General features: G+C 71.4%; 16 protein-coding genes. 15 read left to right on the forward strand and 1 reads right to left on the reverse strand.

Annotated features, from left to right (window positions below; translation table 11 throughout):
• Positions 1 to 21: 21 nt before the first annotated feature.
• From ACEN8D_RS01145 to ACEN8D_RS01210, 14 genes are all read left to right on the forward strand, one after another.
• Positions 22 to 375, forward strand: a complete 354-nt coding sequence (locus ACEN8D_RS01145; protein WP_070418691.1) for a histidine triad nucleotide-binding protein — start codon at positions 22 to 24, stop codon at positions 373 to 375.
• Positions 365 to 1,504, forward strand: coding sequence for a PhoH family protein (locus tag ACEN8D_RS01150; protein ID WP_070418692.1), 1,140 nt, complete (start codon positions 365 to 367; stop codon positions 1,502 to 1,504). Before ACEN8D_RS01145 ends, ACEN8D_RS01150 begins: the two co-directional genes overlap by 11 nt.
• Complete coding sequence (ybeY, locus tag ACEN8D_RS01155) at positions 1,501 to 1,962, forward strand: rRNA maturation RNase YbeY (RefSeq protein WP_070418693.1); 462 nt, start codon at positions 1,501 to 1,503, stop codon at positions 1,960 to 1,962. Before ACEN8D_RS01150 ends, ybeY begins: the two co-directional genes overlap by 4 nt.
• 4 nt (positions 1,963 to 1,966) lie before the next feature.
• Positions 1,967 to 3,289 carry a hemolysin family protein gene (locus tag ACEN8D_RS01160; RefSeq protein WP_070418694.1) on the forward strand — a complete coding sequence of 441 codons (1,323 nt, stop codon included), beginning with the start codon at positions 1,967 to 1,969 and terminating at the stop codon, positions 3,287 to 3,289.
• On the forward strand, positions 3,286 to 4,224 hold the full coding sequence (gene era, locus ACEN8D_RS01165; protein ID WP_309779307.1) for a GTPase Era: 939 nt from the start codon (positions 3,286 to 3,288) through the stop codon (positions 4,222 to 4,224). The genes ACEN8D_RS01160 and era overlap by 4 nt, the downstream gene beginning before the upstream one ends.
• A 68-nt stretch (positions 4,225 to 4,292) precedes the next feature.
• Positions 4,293 to 5,540 (forward strand): sensor histidine kinase, encoded by a 1,248-nt coding sequence (locus ACEN8D_RS01170; protein WP_309779308.1) that lies wholly within the window; start codon positions 4,293 to 4,295, stop codon positions 5,538 to 5,540.
• Positions 5,537 to 6,211: a response regulator gene (locus tag ACEN8D_RS01175; RefSeq protein ID WP_309779309.1), complete on the forward strand. Its 675-nt coding sequence runs from the start codon at positions 5,537 to 5,539 to the stop codon at positions 6,209 to 6,211. The genes ACEN8D_RS01170 and ACEN8D_RS01175 overlap by 4 nt, the downstream gene beginning before the upstream one ends.
• Positions 6,212 to 6,363: 152 nt before the next feature.
• Positions 6,364 to 7,116: an ABC transporter ATP-binding protein gene (locus ACEN8D_RS01180; RefSeq protein ID WP_413398104.1), complete on the forward strand. Its 753-nt coding sequence runs from the start codon at positions 6,364 to 6,366 to the stop codon at positions 7,114 to 7,116.
• The gene (locus tag ACEN8D_RS01185; protein WP_413398105.1) at positions 7,113 to 8,513 is read left to right on the forward strand and encodes an ABC transporter permease; all 1,401 of its coding nucleotides are present in this window, start codon (positions 7,113 to 7,115) and stop codon (positions 8,511 to 8,513) included. The genes ACEN8D_RS01180 and ACEN8D_RS01185 overlap by 4 nt, the downstream gene beginning before the upstream one ends.
• A gap of 74 nt (positions 8,514 to 8,587) precedes the next feature.
• The gene (locus ACEN8D_RS01190) at positions 8,588 to 9,328 is read left to right on the forward strand and encodes an ABC transporter ATP-binding protein (protein ID WP_413398106.1); all 741 of its coding nucleotides are present in this window, start codon (positions 8,588 to 8,590) and stop codon (positions 9,326 to 9,328) included.
• On the forward strand, positions 9,325 to 10,755 hold the full coding sequence (locus ACEN8D_RS01195) for an ABC transporter permease (RefSeq protein WP_309779313.1): 1,431 nt from the start codon (positions 9,325 to 9,327) through the stop codon (positions 10,753 to 10,755). The genes ACEN8D_RS01190 and ACEN8D_RS01195 overlap by 4 nt, the downstream gene beginning before the upstream one ends.
• 434 nt (positions 10,756 to 11,189) lie before the next feature.
• On the forward strand, positions 11,190 to 12,959 hold the full coding sequence (leuA, locus tag ACEN8D_RS01200; RefSeq protein ID WP_309886848.1) for a 2-isopropylmalate synthase: 1,770 nt from the start codon (positions 11,190 to 11,192) through the stop codon (positions 12,957 to 12,959).
• 298 nt (positions 12,960 to 13,257) lie between these two features.
• Complete coding sequence (gene recO, locus ACEN8D_RS01205; protein WP_413400211.1) at positions 13,258 to 14,160, forward strand: DNA repair protein RecO; 903 nt, start codon at positions 13,258 to 13,260, stop codon at positions 14,158 to 14,160.
• A complete protein-coding gene (locus tag ACEN8D_RS01210; protein WP_309886849.1) occupies positions 14,157 to 14,954 on the forward strand; it encodes an isoprenyl transferase in 798 nt (265 codons plus the stop codon). Before recO ends, ACEN8D_RS01210 begins: the two co-directional genes overlap by 4 nt.
• A gap of 75 nt (positions 14,955 to 15,029) precedes the next feature.
• Here the strand turns inward: ACEN8D_RS01210 and ACEN8D_RS01215 are convergent, their stop codons facing one another.
• Positions 15,030 to 15,956 (reverse strand): LysR family transcriptional regulator, encoded by a 927-nt coding sequence (locus ACEN8D_RS01215; RefSeq protein WP_402736837.1) that lies wholly within the window; start codon positions 15,954 to 15,956, stop codon positions 15,030 to 15,032.
• Between the two features lie 70 nt (positions 15,957 to 16,026).
• Here ACEN8D_RS01215 and ACEN8D_RS01220 point away from each other — a divergent pair, with 70 nt between their 5' ends.
• Positions 16,027 to 17,076, forward strand: coding sequence for an aminotransferase class V-fold PLP-dependent enzyme (locus ACEN8D_RS01220; protein WP_309779315.1), 1,050 nt, complete (start codon positions 16,027 to 16,029; stop codon positions 17,074 to 17,076).
• The last annotated feature ends 83 nt before the right edge of the window (positions 17,077 to 17,159 follow it).

Below are 17,159 nucleotides of genomic sequence, written 5' to 3' on the forward strand. Positions count from 1 at the left end.
ACCGCGTTCTACGATGGAGCCATGAGCACCAGCACGCCCAGCATCTTCTCCCGGATCATCGCGCGCGAGATCCCGGCGACCGTCGTCGCCGAGGACGACCGCGTGATCGCCATCGAGGACATCGCGCCGAAGGCACCCGTCCACGTGCTCGTCATCCCCAAGACCGAGCAGTACCGGAACGTCACCGAGCTCGCAGCCGGTGACCCGGACCTCCTCGCCCACCTGGTCGCCACCGCGCAGCGCATCGCCGACGAGCGCGCCGGCGGCCAGTACCGACTCGTCTTCAACACCGGCGAAGCCGCCGGTCAGACCGTGTTCCACGTGCACGCGCACGTACTCGCAGGTGAACTGCAGGAAGGCACCCTTGCCGGCTAACGAACCAGCACCCACCCCGGCCGACCCGACGGACGTGTCGGCCTCGATCCAGGTCGACGGCATCGCCATGGTGCAGCTGCTCGGCCCCCAGGACCGACTGCTCAAGACCGTCGAACGCCAGTACCCGGGCGTCCGCGTGCTCGTGCGTGGCAACGAGGTCACGCTGACCGGGCCCGAACGCGACGTCGCGCGCGCGCACGCCCTCGTCGACGAGCTCGTCGGCATGGTGAAGCGCGGGCAGGACATCGGGCCCTCCGACATCCCCGTCTCCGCGAAGCTCCTCGACGAGGACCGCAAGCCGTCCGACACCTTCGGCACGCCGATCGTGTCGAGCCGCGGCAAGTCCGTGCGGCCGAAGACCGACGGGCAGCGGGCGTACGTCGACGCCATCGACGAGCACACGATCACGTTCGGCATCGGCCCCGCCGGTACCGGCAAGACGTACCTGGCGATGGCGAAGGCCGTCCAGGCGCTGCAGCGGCGCGAGGTCACCCGGATCATCCTGACGCGCCCCGCGGTCGAGGCCGGCGAGCGGCTCGGCTTCCTGCCGGGCACCCTCACCGACAAGATCGACCCGTACCTGCGTCCGCTCTACGACGCGCTCAACGAGATGATGGACCCCGAGCTGGTCCCGAAGCTGCTGGCCGCCGGCACGGTCGAGGTGGCCCCGCTGGCGTACATGCGCGGACGCACGCTGAACGACTCGTTCGTGGTCCTCGACGAGGCGCAGAACACGACGCCCGAGCAGATGAAGATGTTCCTGACGCGGCTCGGGTTCGGCTCGAAGATGGTCGTCACGGGTGACATCACCCAGGTCGACCTGCCGGGCAACCTGTCCGGGCTCCGGCTCGTCACGCGCATCCTCGGCGAGGTCGACGACATCCACTTCGCCCGCCTCGGCAGCGAGGACGTCGTCCGCCACACGCTCGTCGGACGGATCGTGGACGCCTACACCGTCTACGACGAGGAACGCCTCGCCGAGCAGTCCGGGTACCGCCCGGGCGGCCGGGGCAGCGCCGCCACGCCGAACCCCGCCGGTGCGAACCGCGCCGAGCGACGGGGGCGTCCGCCGCAGGACCGCCAGCGCTCCCCGTACCCCCAGAACGACTCCCGAGGAGGGAACCGGTGAGCATCGAGCTCAACAACGAGTCCGGCGTCGAGGTCGACGAGGCAGCCATCCAGCGCCTCGCCGCCTTCGCGCTCGACGCGCTCCACGTCCACGCCGATGCGGAGCTCGCGATCGTGCTCGTCGACGAGGGCGCGATGGAGCAGCTGCACGTCCGGTGGATGGACGAACCCGGGCCGACCGACGTCCTGAGCTTCCCGATGGACGAACTCCGTCCGGGCACCGAGGACGACCCGACGCCCGCCGGGCTGCTCGGCGACATCGTGCTCTGCCCGCAAGTGGCCGAGGAACAGGCGAAGACCGCCGGGCACTCGAGCACCGACGAGATGCTCCTGCTGACCTGCCACGGCATCCTGCACCTGCTCGGGTTCGACCACGCCGAGCCGGACGAGAAGGCGGAGATGTTCGGGCTGCAGGGCGAGATCCTCACGGCCTTCGCCGCCCAGCGCCGCGGGCGGTGAGCTGATGCTGCTCGTCGTCGGTCTGCTGGCGGTGGCGTTCGTGCTGGTCGTCGTCGGTGGCCTGCTCGCCGCGTCCGACGCCGCGCTCTCCGTCCTGTCCCGCGCCGACCTCGACGAGATCGCGCGGGAGAGCAAGCACCGCCGCGCCATCGAGGCGGTCGGCGACGACGTCGGGGCGCACGTCAACGCGCTCAACTTCTTCCGGGTGCTCGCCGAGACCGCCGCCGCCGTGCTCGTCACGATCGCGCTCGTGATGGTCTTCGACACGTGGTGGGTCGCGCTCATCGTGGCCGCCGCGATCATGACCGCGGTGTCGTTCGTCCTCGTCGGGTCCAGCCCGCGCAGCGTCGGTCGCGCGCACGCCGAACGGCTCATCGCGACGACGGGCGGGCTCGTCCGAGCCGTGCGCATCGTGCTCGGTCCGCTCGCCGGCCTGCTCGTGGCGATCGGCGACCGCGTCACGCCCGGGCGCGGGGGCAGTGCGTCGACGGTGTCGAGCGAGGAACAGCTGCTGTCGCTCGTCGACGAGGCCACCGAGAGCAACGTCCTCGAGCAGGACGACCGCGAGCTCATCCACTCGGTCTTCGAGTTCAGCGACACCCTCGTGCGTGAGGTGATGGTGCCGCGCACCGACATGCTCACCGTCGACGGTTCGGACACCCTCGCGAGCGGCATGGAGCAGTTCCTCGCCGCGGGCGTCTCCCGCATGCCCGTCACCGGCAAGGGCAGCGACGACGTGCTCGGGGTCCTCTACCTGCGCGACGTGGCCCGGGCCCTGTACGAGCGCCCGGGGTCCGGTACCAAGCGGGTCACGACGCTCCTCCGCCCGGCAGAGTTCGTGCCGGAGTCGAAGGCCGCCGACGACACCCTGCGCCACATGCAGGTCGCGAAGAACCACCTCGTGCTCGTCGTCGACGAGTACGGCGGCGTCGCCGGGCTCGTCACGATGGAAGACCTCATCGAGGAGCTCGTCGGGGACATCTCGGACGAGTACGACCGCGCCGTGGTCGACCGGGTCGAGGTCGAGCCGGGCGTCTGGCGGATCTCCGCCCGACTGCCGATCGACGACCTCGGCGACCTGTTCGGCATCGAGCTCGAGGACGACGACGTCGACACCGCCGGCGGCCTGCTCACCAAGGAGCTCGGCCACCTGGCGATCAGCGGCGACAGCGTCACCGTGTCCGGCGTCGTGCTCACGGCCGACCGGGTCGAGGGCAAGCGCCGCCACCTCATCACCGTGCTCGCCGAGCGCACGCCCGGACTCGCGGACGTCGAGGACGCCTTCGACGACGCAGCATCCACCACGACGGGAACCACGCACGCATGACCGACACCACGCCAGCCACCGCCGGACCGACCGAGCCGTACCGTGCCGGGTTCGTCTCGTTCGTGGGGCGCCCGAACGTCGGGAAGTCCACGCTGACGAACGCACTCGTCGGCGAGAAGGTCGCGATCACCTCGTCGAAGCCGCAGACCACCCGCCGCGCCATCCGCGGGATCGTGCACCGGCCGAACGGGCAGGTCATCATCGTCGACACCCCCGGCGTGCACCGACCGCGCACCCTGCTCGGCGAGCGGCTGAACGACCTGGTGCAGTCCACCCTCGGGGACGTCGACGTCATCGGGCTCTGCGTCCCGGCGAACGAGCCGATCGGCCCCGGCGACCGGTTCATCAACGACACGCTGGACCAGTACCCGCGGGCGAAGAAGGTCGCCATCGTCACGAAGATCGACCGGGCAGCCAAGGACAAGGTCGGGGAGCAACTGCTCGCGGTGTCGAAGCTGCGCGAGTGGGACGCCATCGTGCCGACCTCGGGCACGAGGGGACTGCAGCTCGAGGACCTGCTCGGCGTGATCACGTCGCTGCTGCCCGAGTCGCCCCAGCTCTACGACGACGCCGCGGTGACCGAGGAGACCGACGAGGAGCGGATCGGCGAACTCATCCGCGAAGCCGCGCTCGAGGGCGTGCGCGACGAGCTGCCGCACTCGCTCGCGGTCGTCATCGAAGACGTCGTCGAGCCCGACGAGGACGACGAACCGGACGGCCCGCTGCGCATCTTCGCGAACCTCTTCGTCGAGCGGGACAGCCAGAAGGCGATCGTCATCGGTCGCAAGGGGGAGCGCCTCAAGGACGTCGGGTCGCGGGCCCGTACCGAGATCGAGGCGCTGCTCGGCGGCCGGCACGTGTACCTCAACATCCGGGTGAAGGTCGCGAAGGAGTGGCAGCGCGACCCGAAGCAGCTCGGGCGACTGGGCTTCTGACCCGACCGTCTGCTGACGTCAACCTGGAGGCGGACGCGCACCGCGCCTCCTGGACGTACCGTGGGGTGGTGTTCCGTCCCATGCTGCGCGTGCAGGTGATCACCGACGTCGTGATCGCGGTCCTGCTCGGCGCGCTCGTGCTCGTCGTGACCGCGCGGGGACTGGACTCGCCGTTCGCGCTCCTGACGGTCCTCGGCATGACGGCCGCGCTGGCGCTCCGGCGCCTGTCGCCGGGGCTCGCGCTCGGTGTGGCGTGGGTGTTCGCCGTCCTCGAGATGGTCACCATGCAGATGCCCGACCTGTCGAACGCGTTCATCGCCGGGGTGGTGTACTCGACGAGCCGCTACGGCAGCCGGCGCGTCCGGCTGGCGGGCCTGGTGTCGTCGATCGTCGGTCCGGTGACGGCGGCCGTCTACCTCGGTCTCGACGACTACCGGCAGCGGCAGGGCATCGTGACGGCGACGACGCCCGAGCAGGAGTCGCTCAAGGTCGCGATCGCGTACTTCGCGATCGTGCTGCTGCTGCTCCTCCTGCCGTGGCTCGCCGGTCTCGTGCTCCGCACCCGGCGGTCGGCGAGCATGAGCCGAGAGGCCCAGCTCCTCGCCGAGCGCGACGCCGCACGGGCCGATCGCGCCGTCGCCGTGGAGCAGGAACGCGTCCGGATCGCCCGGGACATGCACGACATCGTCGCGCACTCGCTGGCGGTCGTGATCGCCCAGGCGGACGGCGCCCGGTACGCGCTGAAGGCGGACCCGGCCATCGCCGACGAAGCGCTCGGGACGATCTCGAGCACCGCCCGCCGTGCCCTCGGCGACGTGCGCGAACTGCTCGGTGCGCTACGGCACGAGCAGGGCACCGCACCGACCCCGGAGATCGACGACATCGACCGGCTGATCGGCGAGATGCGTGGCGTCGGCCTCGACGTGCGGGTCGAGCGCGAGGGCGATTCGTCGGGCCTGCCGACCACGACGCAGCTCGCCGTCTACCGGATCGTCCAGGAGAGCCTGACGAACGCGTGGAAGCACGGCGAGCCGAACACCCCGGTGTGCGCGAGCCTCACGTACCGGCCGGACACCGTCGAGATCACGGTCGTCAACCGGCGCGCCGACGACGGCACGCGCGGGCCCGGTACCGGACACGGGCTGGTGGGCATGCGCGAACGTGCCACCATGACCGGGGGAACGATGACCGCGGGACCGCGGGGCGACGACTTCGCGGTCGCGGTCCGGATGCCGTCCGTCCCCGCGAGCGGCCAGATGCCGCGCGGGCTCGTCCCGACCACCCCCTCGACCCTCCAGGAGCGCACCGGCCGATGAACGACACCCCGATCCGCGTCGCGCTCGTCGACGACCAGGCCCTGTTCCGCACCGGCATCCGGATGCTCATCGACTCGCAGGCCGACCTGCAGTTCGTCGGCGAGGCCGGCGACGGTGCCGAGGGCGTGGAGCTCGTGCGGCGCGGGCGTCCCGACGTCGTGCTCATGGACGTCCGCATGCCGGTGATGGACGGCATCACCGCCACCGCCCGGATCGTCGAGGACAGCGGGACCGACGGCGCGAAGGTGCTCGTGCTCACCACGTTCGACTTCGACGAGGCAGCGGCGAAGGCGATCCGAGCCGGCGCGAGCGGCTTCGTGCTGAAGGATGCCGACCCGGAGTTCCTGCTCGCGGCGATCCGCACGGTGCACGCCGGGACCGCGGTGTTCGCGGCGTCGGCGACCCGTGAGCTCCTCCGCCGTTACGAGGACACGAGCGAGCAGGCGCCCTCGGTGCCGGCCGCGTTCGCCGACCTGACGCCGCGCGAACGGGAGATCTTCGACCTGGCGGCGCGGGGCTTCAGCAACAGCGAGATCGCGCAGCACGAGTACGTGAGTGAGGCGACCGTGAAGACGCACATCTCGCGCGTCCTGACCAAGCTCGAGCTGCGGGACCGGGTGCGGCTCGTGGTGTTCGCGCACGAGCACGGTCTGGTCGCGAAGGCCGACTGACCGCGGGATGTCCGGCTGCGCGCTGCGCGCTGCGCGCTGACGGTCCGTCATCCGCCAGGATGACTTCTCCCCAGGCAGCGGAGCCGAGCGGACGATCCACAGGAGCCGCTGGGTCGACGCGGGGCGTGCCTCCTGGCCGTCATCGTGGAGTCATGACCACGAGCAGCAGACCCATCATCCGTCTCGACCGCGTTTCGAAGCACTACGGCGATGCCGTGCGGCGGGTGACGGCGTTGGACGATGTGAGCGTCGACATCGGTGCGGGGGAGTTCACGGCGGTGATGGGTCCGTCGGGTTCGGGGAAGTCGACGTTGATGCACGTCGCGGCGGGGCTCGACCAGGTGTCGTCGGGTCGGATCTGGATCGACGGGGTGGACGTCACGGGGTTGGGTGACAGGGAGTTGACGGAGTTGCGGCGTCGTCGGTTGGGGTTCGTGTTCCAGTCGTTCAACCTGGTGCCGACGTTGGACGTGGGGGAGAACATCCGGTTGCCGTTCCTGCTGGGTGGGCACAAGGTGTCGCGTGAGGAGTCGGCGTGGATCGATGGTCTCGTGGAGATGCTGGGGTTGGGGGATCGGTTGTCGCATCGTCCGCACCAGTTGTCGGGTGGGCAGCAGCAGCGGGTGGCGATCGCTCGGGCGTTGGCGTCGCGGCCGGCGGTGGTGGTCGCGGACGAGCCGACGGGGGCGTTGGATTCGCGGACGGGTCGTGATGTGTTGCAGATCTTGCGGGGTGCGGTGTCGGAGTGGGGGCAGAGCGTGGTGATGGTTACGCATGATCCGGTGGCTGCGGCGAATGCTGATCGGATCCTGTTCCTGGCGGATGGTCGTGTGGTGGGGGATCGTCCGGCGATGGATGCTGCGGCGATCTCGACCACGATGCTCGGGATGGAGACCGCAGCGTGAACGGCGTCCGCGCGTTCGCCCCGACCGTCCTCGTCGCGGCGCTCGGCACCACCTTCGGGTCGGCACTGGTCATCGCGCCGGGGATCGTCACCGAGGCCCTGGCGGCCTCCGGTCTCTCCGAGCTCGGCCCGGTGAAGGCGATCCTCTCGGTCGTCGGGTGGCTCTTCCTCGGCATCGCCCTCTACGTCGGTGCGATCGTCACGGCGAACACCTGCGCCACGCTCATCGCCGGGCAGACCCGCACCATCGCGCTGCAGCGGCTCGTCGGGGCGACCGGCGCCTCGTTGCGTGCACGGATCACCCGGACCGGCCTCGTCGTCGGGGTACTCGGCGGTCTGATCGGGGCGGTCGTCGGCACCGGGCTCAGTGCGCTCTTCGTCGTCGTGCTGCGGGGCAACGGGTTCCTGCCGGACACCGCGTACACGATCGTGCCGTGGGAGCTCGTGCTCCCGGTCGTGGCGGTCGTCCTCGCGACCTGGGGTGCGTTCGTGGCCGGTTCGCGGCGGGTGCTCACCGTGACGCCGCTCGAGGCGCTCTCGTCGAGCGTCGAACCGAGTCACGACGACGTCCGCTCCGGGACCGCCCGGAAGGTCTGGGCGATCGTGCTCATGGCGGCGGGCGGCCTGCTCCTGCTCGTCGGGCTGCTCGCCAGCGGGCTCTCGCCCATCGCGGTCCTGCCGGCAGCACTCGGGGGCTTCGTCTCCTTCGCCGGGGTGGCCGTCGGTGCGACGATCGTGATGCCGCCCGTGCTGCAGCTCATCGGACGCATCGGGGCCCGTGACCCCGTCGTGCTGCTCGCCGGCCGAAACGCCATGCGCGCACCCGGCCGGTCCGCACGGGCGACCATCGGGCTCGTCATCGGCGTCACCCTGCTCGTCACGTTCGCCGTGGCGCTCGGCATCATGCAGCACGTGCTCGGTGCCCAGCTGCAGGCCATGGACCAGGGGCAGATGACGAAGGAGATGCTCGAGGGGCAGCGTGACTTCTTCGTGCAGCTGAACGCAGTGGTGAGCGTCATCGTCGGGTTCTCCGCCGTGATCGCCGCGGTGGGTGTCGTGAACGCGCTCGCGCTCGGGGTGCTGCAGCGCCGGCGGGAGCTCGGGCTGCTGCGGGTGCTCGGGCTGACCGGGGCGCAGGTCCGACGGATGATCGTCACCGAGGCCGTCCAGATGGTCGTCGCAGCCGTCGTCACCGGGCTCGTGCTCGGCACCTTCTACGGGTGGGTCGGTGGGCAGACGTTGCTCGGTTCGCTCGGCTTCGCGACGACGCCGGTGCTGCCGCCGTTGACCGTGGGGATCGTGGTCGTGGGAGCGTTGGTCCTCGCGGTGGTCGCGACGATCGCGCCGGTGCGGCGTGCGATGCGGGTGCCGCCGACGGAGGCGCTGGCGGTCGACTGAGACGTCGCACGCTCCTGATCAACCGATCGGATGACGCGGCGTCTGCCCGATATTGAAATACTGGACGCATGGACATGCAACCGATCATCCGTCTTGACCGCGTTTCGAAGCACTACGGCGATGCCGTGCGGCGGGTGACGGCGTTGGACGATGTGAGCGTCGACATCGGTGCGGGGGAGTTCACGGCGGTGATGGGTCCGTCGGGTTCGGGGAAGTCGACGTTGATGCACGTCGCGGCGGGGCTCGACCAGGTGTCGTCGGGTCGGATCTGGATCGACGGGGTGGACGTCACGGGGTTGGGTGACAGGGAGTTGACGGAGTTGCGGCGTCGTCGGTTGGGGTTCGTGTTCCAGTCGTTCAACCTGGTGCCGACGTTGGACGTGGGGGAGAACATCCGGTTGCCGTTCCTGCTGGGTGGGCACAAGGTGTCGCGTGAGGAGTCGGCGTGGATCGATGGTCTCGTGGAGATGCTGGGGTTGGGGGATCGGTTGTCGCATCGTCCGCACCAGTTGTCGGGTGGGCAGCAGCAGCGGGTGGCGATCGCTCGGGCGTTGGCGTCGCGGCCGGCGGTGGTGGTCGCGGACGAGCCGACGGGGGCGTTGGATTCGCGGACGGGTCGTGATGTGTTGCAGATCTTGCGGGGTGCGGTGTCGGAGTGGGGGCAGAGCGTGGTGATGGTTACGCATGATCCGGTGGCTGCGGCGAATGCTGATCGGATCCTGTTCCTGGCGGATGGTCGTGTGGTGGGGGATCGTCCGGCGATGGATGCTGCGGCGATCTCGACCACGATGCTCGGGATGGAGACCGCAGCGTGAACGGGCAGCACCGTGCGCGCCGCTCCCGCCGGTGGTCCGTCCCGACACGAGCGCTCGCGGACAACGGCGGTTCGGTCGTCGTCGCCGTCCTCGCCGGGACCTTCGGTGGAGTGGTCGTCGCGGCTGCCGAGCTCGCAGGGCGGATCCTCGACGCGGGAGCGCGCACCGGCCAGAGCGGCACCGTCGCAGTCCTCCTCCCGCTGGCGGCGTGGGTCTTCTTCGGCGTCGCACTCTCCGTCGCGTCGGTCGTCACGGTGAACACGTGCGGGACCGCGATGGCAGGTCGGACCCGGGTGCTCGCACTCGAGCGACTGCTGGGCGCTTCGGCGTCCCTGCTCCGCCGACGGCTGACCCGCGACGGCGCGGTCGTCGGGATCGTCGGGGCGTTGGCCGGGGTGCTCCTTGCGCTCGCCCTGGCGAACGTGGGGGTCGTCGTGGCGGCGTCGACCGGCATCGTCGAGGACTCGAGTCCGATGGTGCCCCTGCAGTCCCTCGTCGTGTGGGTGACGGTCGCGGGCGCCGTGGTCATTGCGTTCCGGATCGGGTCCCGTCGGGTGCTCTCGCTCGCGCCCCTGCAGGCGCTGGGGTCGACGGTCGAGTCCGAGGTCTCAGCACGCACGAGTCCGTGGCGCACGGCGGTCGCGGTGGTCCTCTTCCTCGGGGGCTGGATCGGTGTCGCCGGCTCGATCGTCCTCGGAGCGACGTCGTACCTCGCCGTGCTGCTCGCCGTCGCGGCGGGGGCGGTCTCGTTCTCCGGGCTGGTGCTCGGGTCGCCGGTCGTCCTGCCGCCCGTCCTCCGACTCGTGGCCGCGGTCGGCCGGTTCCCGATGGCGATGCTCGCGGGCCGCAACGCCCTGCGGTCGCCGGCGCGCGCCTCCCGGGCCGCCGTCGGGCTCCTCATCGCGGTCACCCTCGTCGTGACGTTCTCGGTCGGGCTCGCCACCTACGAGGCCATGCTCGTCCGACAGGTCGACGGGGACCCGGTCTACTACCGCGGCATCCACGATCAGTTCGTCGCGCTCTCGACGATGTTCACCGTGCTGATCGGTGGTGCCGGCGTGATCGCGGCGGCGGGTGTGGTGAACGTTTCGTCGATGACCGTCGCACAACGCAGGCAGGAGTTCGGACTGCTTCGAACGCTCGGTGCGACCCGGCGTCAGGTGGCCGTGATGGTCACGGTCGAGACGGTGGTCATGGTGACGGTGGCGCTGGTCCTCGGCGTGCTCCTCGGTGTCGGCTACGGCTGGGCCGGCGCGTACTCGATCCTCGGGACGACACAGGGAGCAGCGCTGATCGCGCCCGTCTTCCCACTCTCGGCCGTCGCGGTGGTCGTGATCGGGACGCTCGCGGTCGCGCTCTGGTCGGTGCTCGGTCCGGTGCGGCGTGCGATGCGGGTGCCGCCGACGGAGGCGCTTGCGGTCGACTGACCCGTCGCCCGCGGTCGCCGGGTCGCTCGGGTCGCACGTTCGGTCGCTCGGGTCGGCCGAGGTCGCACGTTCGGTCGTTCGGGTCGCCCGAGGTCGCACGAAGTGTCGCTCGCGGCGCCTGCGGGCGACGGTTCGTGCGACCTCGTCGCGCGGGCCGCGGCATGTCGTGCGACCTCGGCGCCCCGTTCGCCGGGTGCGGGTCGTGCGACCGCGGCGTCCGTGCGACCTCGACGCCCTGGCCGCGGCACCCGTGCGACCTCAATGCCCCGCGGCGGCTCGGTCTGTCACACGGACCGCCGCCGGTGCTACCGTGGACCCGATGTACTCGGCGCTCCTCCTCCTTCGCTGCCGCGACGAGGCCTGACACAACGGCCCACCTCGTCGCGGAGTCCGTCGTGGCCTGACCCACACCTGACGACGAAAGCGACGAAACGATGCAGAACACCCAGCGCCCCTCCGGGATGCCGATCCACAAGTACGTCCCGTTCCACGAGCAGATCCGTGTCGACCTCCCGGACCGCACCTGGCCGACGAAGCGCATCGACGAGGCGCCGCGGTGGTGCGCGGTCGACCTGCGCGACGGCAACCAGGCCCTGATCGACCCGATGGACTCCGAGCGCAAGCGCGCCATGTTCGACCTGCTCGTCCGGATGGGCTACAAGGAGATCGAGGTCGGGTTCCCGAGCGCCTCGCAGACCGACTTCGACTTCGTCCGCTCGCTCATCGACGAGGGCGCCATCCCCGACGACGTCACGATCCAGGTGCTGACCCAGGCGCGCGAGCACCTCATCAACCGCACGTACGAGGCGATCGACGGCGCGAAGCAGGCCATCGTGCACCTGTACAACTCGACGTCGATCGTCCAGCGCGAGGTCGTGTTCCGCACCGACGTGCAGGGCGTCGTCGACATCGCGGTGTCCGGTGCGAAGCTGTGCCGTGCGGCCGAGGCGACCCTGCAGCACGACACGAAGGTGTTCTACGAGTACTCGCCCGAGTCGTACACGGGCACCGAGCTCGAGGTCGCGGTCCAGATCTGCAACGCCGTGCTCGAGGTCTTCGAGCCGACGCCCGACCGCAAGGTGATCATCAACCTGCCGGCGACCGTCGAGATGGCGACGCCGAACGTCTACGCCGACTCCATCGAGTGGATGTCCCGCAACCTGGCCCACCGCGAGGACGTCATCCTCTCCCTGCACCCCCACAACGACCGTGGCACCGCCGTCGCGGCCGCGGAGCTCGGGTACATGGCCGGCGCCGACCGCATCGAGGGCTGCCTGTTCGGCAACGGTGAGCGCACCGGCAACGTCGACCTGGTCGCACTCGGCATGAACCTGTTCACGCAGGGGATCGACCCCGAGATCGACTTCTCGGACATCGACCAGATCAAGCGCACGGTCGAGTACTGCAACCAGCTGCCGGTGCCGGAGCGCCAGCCGTGGGCGGGCGACCTCGTGTACACGGCGTTCAGCGGCTCGCACCAGGACGCCATCAACAAGGGCTTCGAGGCCATGAAGGCCAAGGCCGCGGCCGCTGGCAAGGACATCGACGAGATCGAGTGGGCGGTGCCGTACCTGCCCGTCGACCCGAAGGACATCGGCCGCTCGTACGAGGCAGTCATCCGCGTCAACTCCCAGTCCGGCAAGGGCGGCGTCGCCTACCTGCTCAAGACGGACCACTCGATCGACCTGCCCCGCAAGCTGCAGATCGAGTTCTCCGGTGTCGTGCAGCAGCGCACCGACGCCGAGGGCGGCGAGTTCTCGTCCGAGCGCATCTGGGACCTCTTCCGCGACGAGTACCTGCCCGCGGCCGACGAGTCCGACAAGTGGGGCCGCTACGAAATCACGAAGACGGCGACGTCGAGCGACTTCGACGGCACGACGAAGCTCTCGGTCGCACTGCGCGTCGACGACGGTTCGATCACGTCCGACGCCGTCGGGACGGGCCCGATCGACGCGTTCCTCACGGTCATGCGGGAACAGGGCGTCGATGTGACGCTCTACGACTACTCGGAGCACACGATGAGCGCCTCCGGTGACGCGCAGGCCGCGTCCTACGTCGAGCTCGACGTCGACGGCGTCCGACTGTGGGGCGTCGGGATCGACGCCGACATCGCCACCGCGTCGCTCAAGGCGATCGTCTCGGCGGTCAACCGCGCGGTGCGCGCGGGGGCTGCGTCCGGCGCGTCGGAGCTGGTCTCGGCGTAACGCGTTCCGTCCAGGAGGCGCGGTGCGGGTCCGACCCGCACCGCGCCTCCTGTGCGTGGTCGCGCTGGTGCGTGCGTGCTTACGTGCGTGCGTGCGTGCGTGCGCGCCGCGGGCGGGACGTTTCTGTCCCGCTCGGCGGTGGCGAGCGCCGCCTTCCGCCCGCTCGGCGGACGTGAGCGGCGTGTCGCGCCCGCTCGACCCCCGCGCGCTCGACGCCCGCCTGATCGCGCGCCGCGAACGCTCGTGCGCCGCGAGCCGCGCGGCGCGCAGCGTCGGTGGCGCGGGGGATACTTGACCAATGCCGCTGTACCGGGACGAGTGCGTCGTGTTGCGTACCCACAAGCTCGGTGAAGCCGACCGCATCGTCACGATGTTGAGCCGGCAGCACGGCAAGATCCGGGCGGTGGCGAAGGGCGTCCGGCGGACCGCGTCGAAGTTCGGGTCCCGGCTCGAGCCGTTCATGGTCGTCGACGCCCAGTTCTACGAGGGCCGCTCGCTCGACATCGTCACCCAGGCCGAGTCGCTCGGTTCGTACGGCGCGCAGATCGTCGCCGACTACGGGGCCTACACCGCCGCCAGCGCGATGGTCGAGACCGCCGACCGCCTGAGCGAGGCGGACGCCGGACTGCAGCAGTACCTGCTCCTCGTCGGGGCCCTCCGGTCGCTGGCGCGGGGCGAGCACGTGACGAGTGCGACGCTCGACTCGTACCTGTTGCGCGCGATGAGCATCGCGGGCTGGGCGCCGTCGTTCCGCGACTGCGCGGTCACCGGCGAGCCCGGGCCGCACTCGGCGTTCGTCGTGCAGCTCGGCGGCGTGGTGGCGGACCACGCGGCTCCGCCGGGGACACCGCGGCTCGACCCGGACACCCTGCAGCTCCTGGGCTCACTGCTCGCCGGCGACTGGCGCACGGTGGACGCGTCGGACGAGCGCACGCGCTCCCGAGCGTCCGGCGTGGTGGCGGCGTACGCCCAGTGGCACCTGGAACGATCGCTCCGGTCGCTGCCGCACGTCGACCGCACCGAGCACCCGTCCCCGGTCGCGCCGACACCGGGTGGTGTGCCCGCCGCGGTCGCCGCCACCCCGGCACCCACGCTGCCGGAGCCGCCGGACCTGTCCGGCAACGCGACCGGCAACGCGCCGGGCAACGCAACCGACCACGCGCCCGACCAGCCGTCCGACCACGGAGGAACCCCTGCATGAGCCCTCGCCGGTACGCCGAGTCCGAGCCGCTGAAGCCCGTCGACTGGACGGGTGAGCGCCCTCCGGCGATCCCGCTGCAGTTCGTCCCCGAGCACGTCGCGATCGTGATGGACGGCAACGGCCGCTGGGCGAACCAGCGCGGCCTCACCCGGGTCGAGGGGCACCGTGCGGGTGAGGCATCGCTCCTCGACGTTGTCGCCGGCGCCGTGCAGATCGGTGTCAAGCACGTCTCGGCGTACGCGTTCTCGACCGAGAACTGGAAGCGCTCACCCGACGAGGTCCGCTTCCTGATGGGCTTCAACCGCGAGGTCCTGCACCGCCGCCGCGACCAACTGAACGCGTGGGGCGTCCGGATCCGGTGGGCGGGACGGCGGCCGCGGCTCTGGCGCAGCGTGATCGACGAGCTGCAGACCGCCGAGCGCATGACCGCCGACAACGACGTCTGCACGCTGACGATGTGCGTCAACTACGGCGGTCGGAACGAGATCGTCGACGCGGTGCGGGGCATGGCCGAGGACGTCGCGGCCGGGCGCCTCAAGCCGAGCCAGGTCACCGAGAAGGCCCTCGCGAAGCGGCTGTACGTGCCGGAGCTGCCGGACGTCGACCTCTTCCTGCGCAGCTCGGGGGAGCAGCGGACGTCCAACTTCATGCTGTGGCAGTCGGCGTACGCCGAGATGGTGTTCCTCGACCGGCTGTGGCCGGACTTCCGTCGCACCGACCTGTGGGGAGCGATCGAGCAGTACGCGCGCCGCGATCGACGGTTCGGCGGGGCGGTGGACGCACCGACGGCCTGACAGGAGGCGCGGGGCGGCGCCGACCCGCGCCTCCCGTCCGACGGTTCCCGGCTCGACCGAGCGCCCGCCTCCGGCTCAGCCGAGCAGGTGCGCCGCGCCGCGAACCGCGTCGAGCGCCGCGCGGACGCTCGGCACCCGGTCCGCGCCCCGTGCCACCACCACCTCGACGCGCCGCGCGAGCTCGTCGCTCGCCGGCGTGACCGAGACGCCGGGCGGCACCACGGTGGTCGTGAGCGCGAGGCGGGGGAGCAGGGCCACACCGAGGCCCGCCGCGACCAACCCGACGACCGCCGCGGCGTTGTCCGTCTCGAGGACGATGTCCGGGGTGAAGCCGGAGGCGGCGCACGACGCGAGCAGGTGCCCTCGGCAGCGCGGGCACCCGCCGATCCAGCGCGCCTCGCGGAAGGCGGCGAGGTCCGCGACCGCGTCGGCACCGTGCGCGGACCCGCTCAGTGCCGGGGCAGGCGTCACGAGGGCGAGCGGGTCGCGACCGAGCACCCGGGTCGTGAGCGTCGGGTCGGCGCCGACGTCGTCGCCCTGCAACGCGTGCGAGAACGTCAGCGCCACGTCCACCTCGCCGCGGCGGAGGAGCTCGACGGCCTCCGGCGGTTCGGCCTCGACGTACGAGGTCACCACGCCCGGGCTCGTGGCCGACATCGCGGCAAGCACCGGCGGCACGAGGGTCGACGACGCGCTCGGGAACCCGGCGATCCGCACCCGTCCGCGGGCGAGGCCGCCGACGGCGTCGAGGTCCTCCTGCGCCGCCGCGAGGGCTGCCTGCACGGCGAGGGCGTGGTCGGCGAGGACCCGTCCCGACTCGGTGAGCGTGACGCCGCGCGCTCCGCGGAGCACGAGCTCGTGGCCCGTCCGGCGTTCGGCGCGGGCGAGCAGCTGGCTCACCGCGGGCTGGCTGTACCCGAGGGCGGCGGCCGCGCGGCTGATCGAGCCGGCGTCACGGACGGCGCGCAGGACGCGGAGGAGTTGGGGATCGAGGTCGTCCACAACGTCATGTTATGGGGGATCGAAGAAGCCTGCCCTGGTGTGATGGGCGACCCCGCGCCACCGTGGAGGCATGGACTCCTTCGTCGACGGCTCCGGCTACCTGGCGGCCTGCACCGCCGGACTCCCCACGCGCGGCACGCTCGCCGCCATGCGCGCCGACCTCGACGAGTGGGAGCACGCCGCGTCCACGCCGGTCGCGTACGGCGCGCTCGTCGAGGAGGGCCGCTCGCTCTTCGCACGGATCGTCGGCGTCGACCGGGCCCGGGTCGCCACGGGGTCGCAGACCTCCGCCATGGTCGCGGTCGTCGCCGCTGCGCTGCCGGACGGTGCCGAGGTGGTCGTCCCCGACGGCGACTTCAGTTCGCTCGTGTTCCCGTTCCTCGCCCAGGCGCACCGGGGCGTCCGGGTCCGGAGCGTCCCGCTCGCCTCCCTCGTCGACGCGGTGCGGCCCGGGACGTCCCTCGTCGCCTGGTCCGCGGTGCAGTCGTCGAGCGGTGTCGTCACCGATCCGGAGCCGGTGCTCGAGGCGGCTCGGACCGTCGGCGCGCTCACGCTGTGCGACCTCACGCAGGCCGCCGGTGTGCTCCCGGTGGACGCTGCCCCGTTCGACGTGACCGTCACGCACGCGTACAAGTGGCTGTGCGCGCCGCGCGGGGTCGCCTTCTCGACGTTCTCGGACGCCGCGCTCGAACGGCTCCGCCCCGTGCAGGCCGGGTGGTACGCGGGCGCCGACGTGTGGGCGTCCTGCTACGGCCCCGCGATGCGGCTCGCCGACGACGCGCGTCGGTTCGACGTCTCGCCGGCGTGGCAGGCGTGGCCGGGCGCGGTGGCTGCGCTACGGCACGTCGCCGCGCTCGACGCGACGTCGTCCTGGAGGCACGCCACGCGTCTCACGGACCGGCTCGCCGACACGCTCGGGTCACCTCGGAGCGGTCAGGCGATCACGACGTTCGCGGACGCCGACGGCGCGGCCCTCCGGGCCCTCGCGGCAGCCGGGATCACCGCGAGCGGGCGGGCCGGTCGGCTCCGGCTGGCGTTCCACCTCTGGAACGACGAGGACGACGTGACGCGCGTGGCGGACGCACTGGGCGCGGTGGACGGCTTCAGACCGGAGGGGTGAGGCCCGTTCTCCACAGGGACCGCGCCTCCCGTCCGCCGAGGCCCGTGGGGCCGGTACGCTTGCCCGGTACGTTTCCGAACCGG

This window comes from Curtobacterium sp. Curtsp22 (assembly GCF_059492135.1).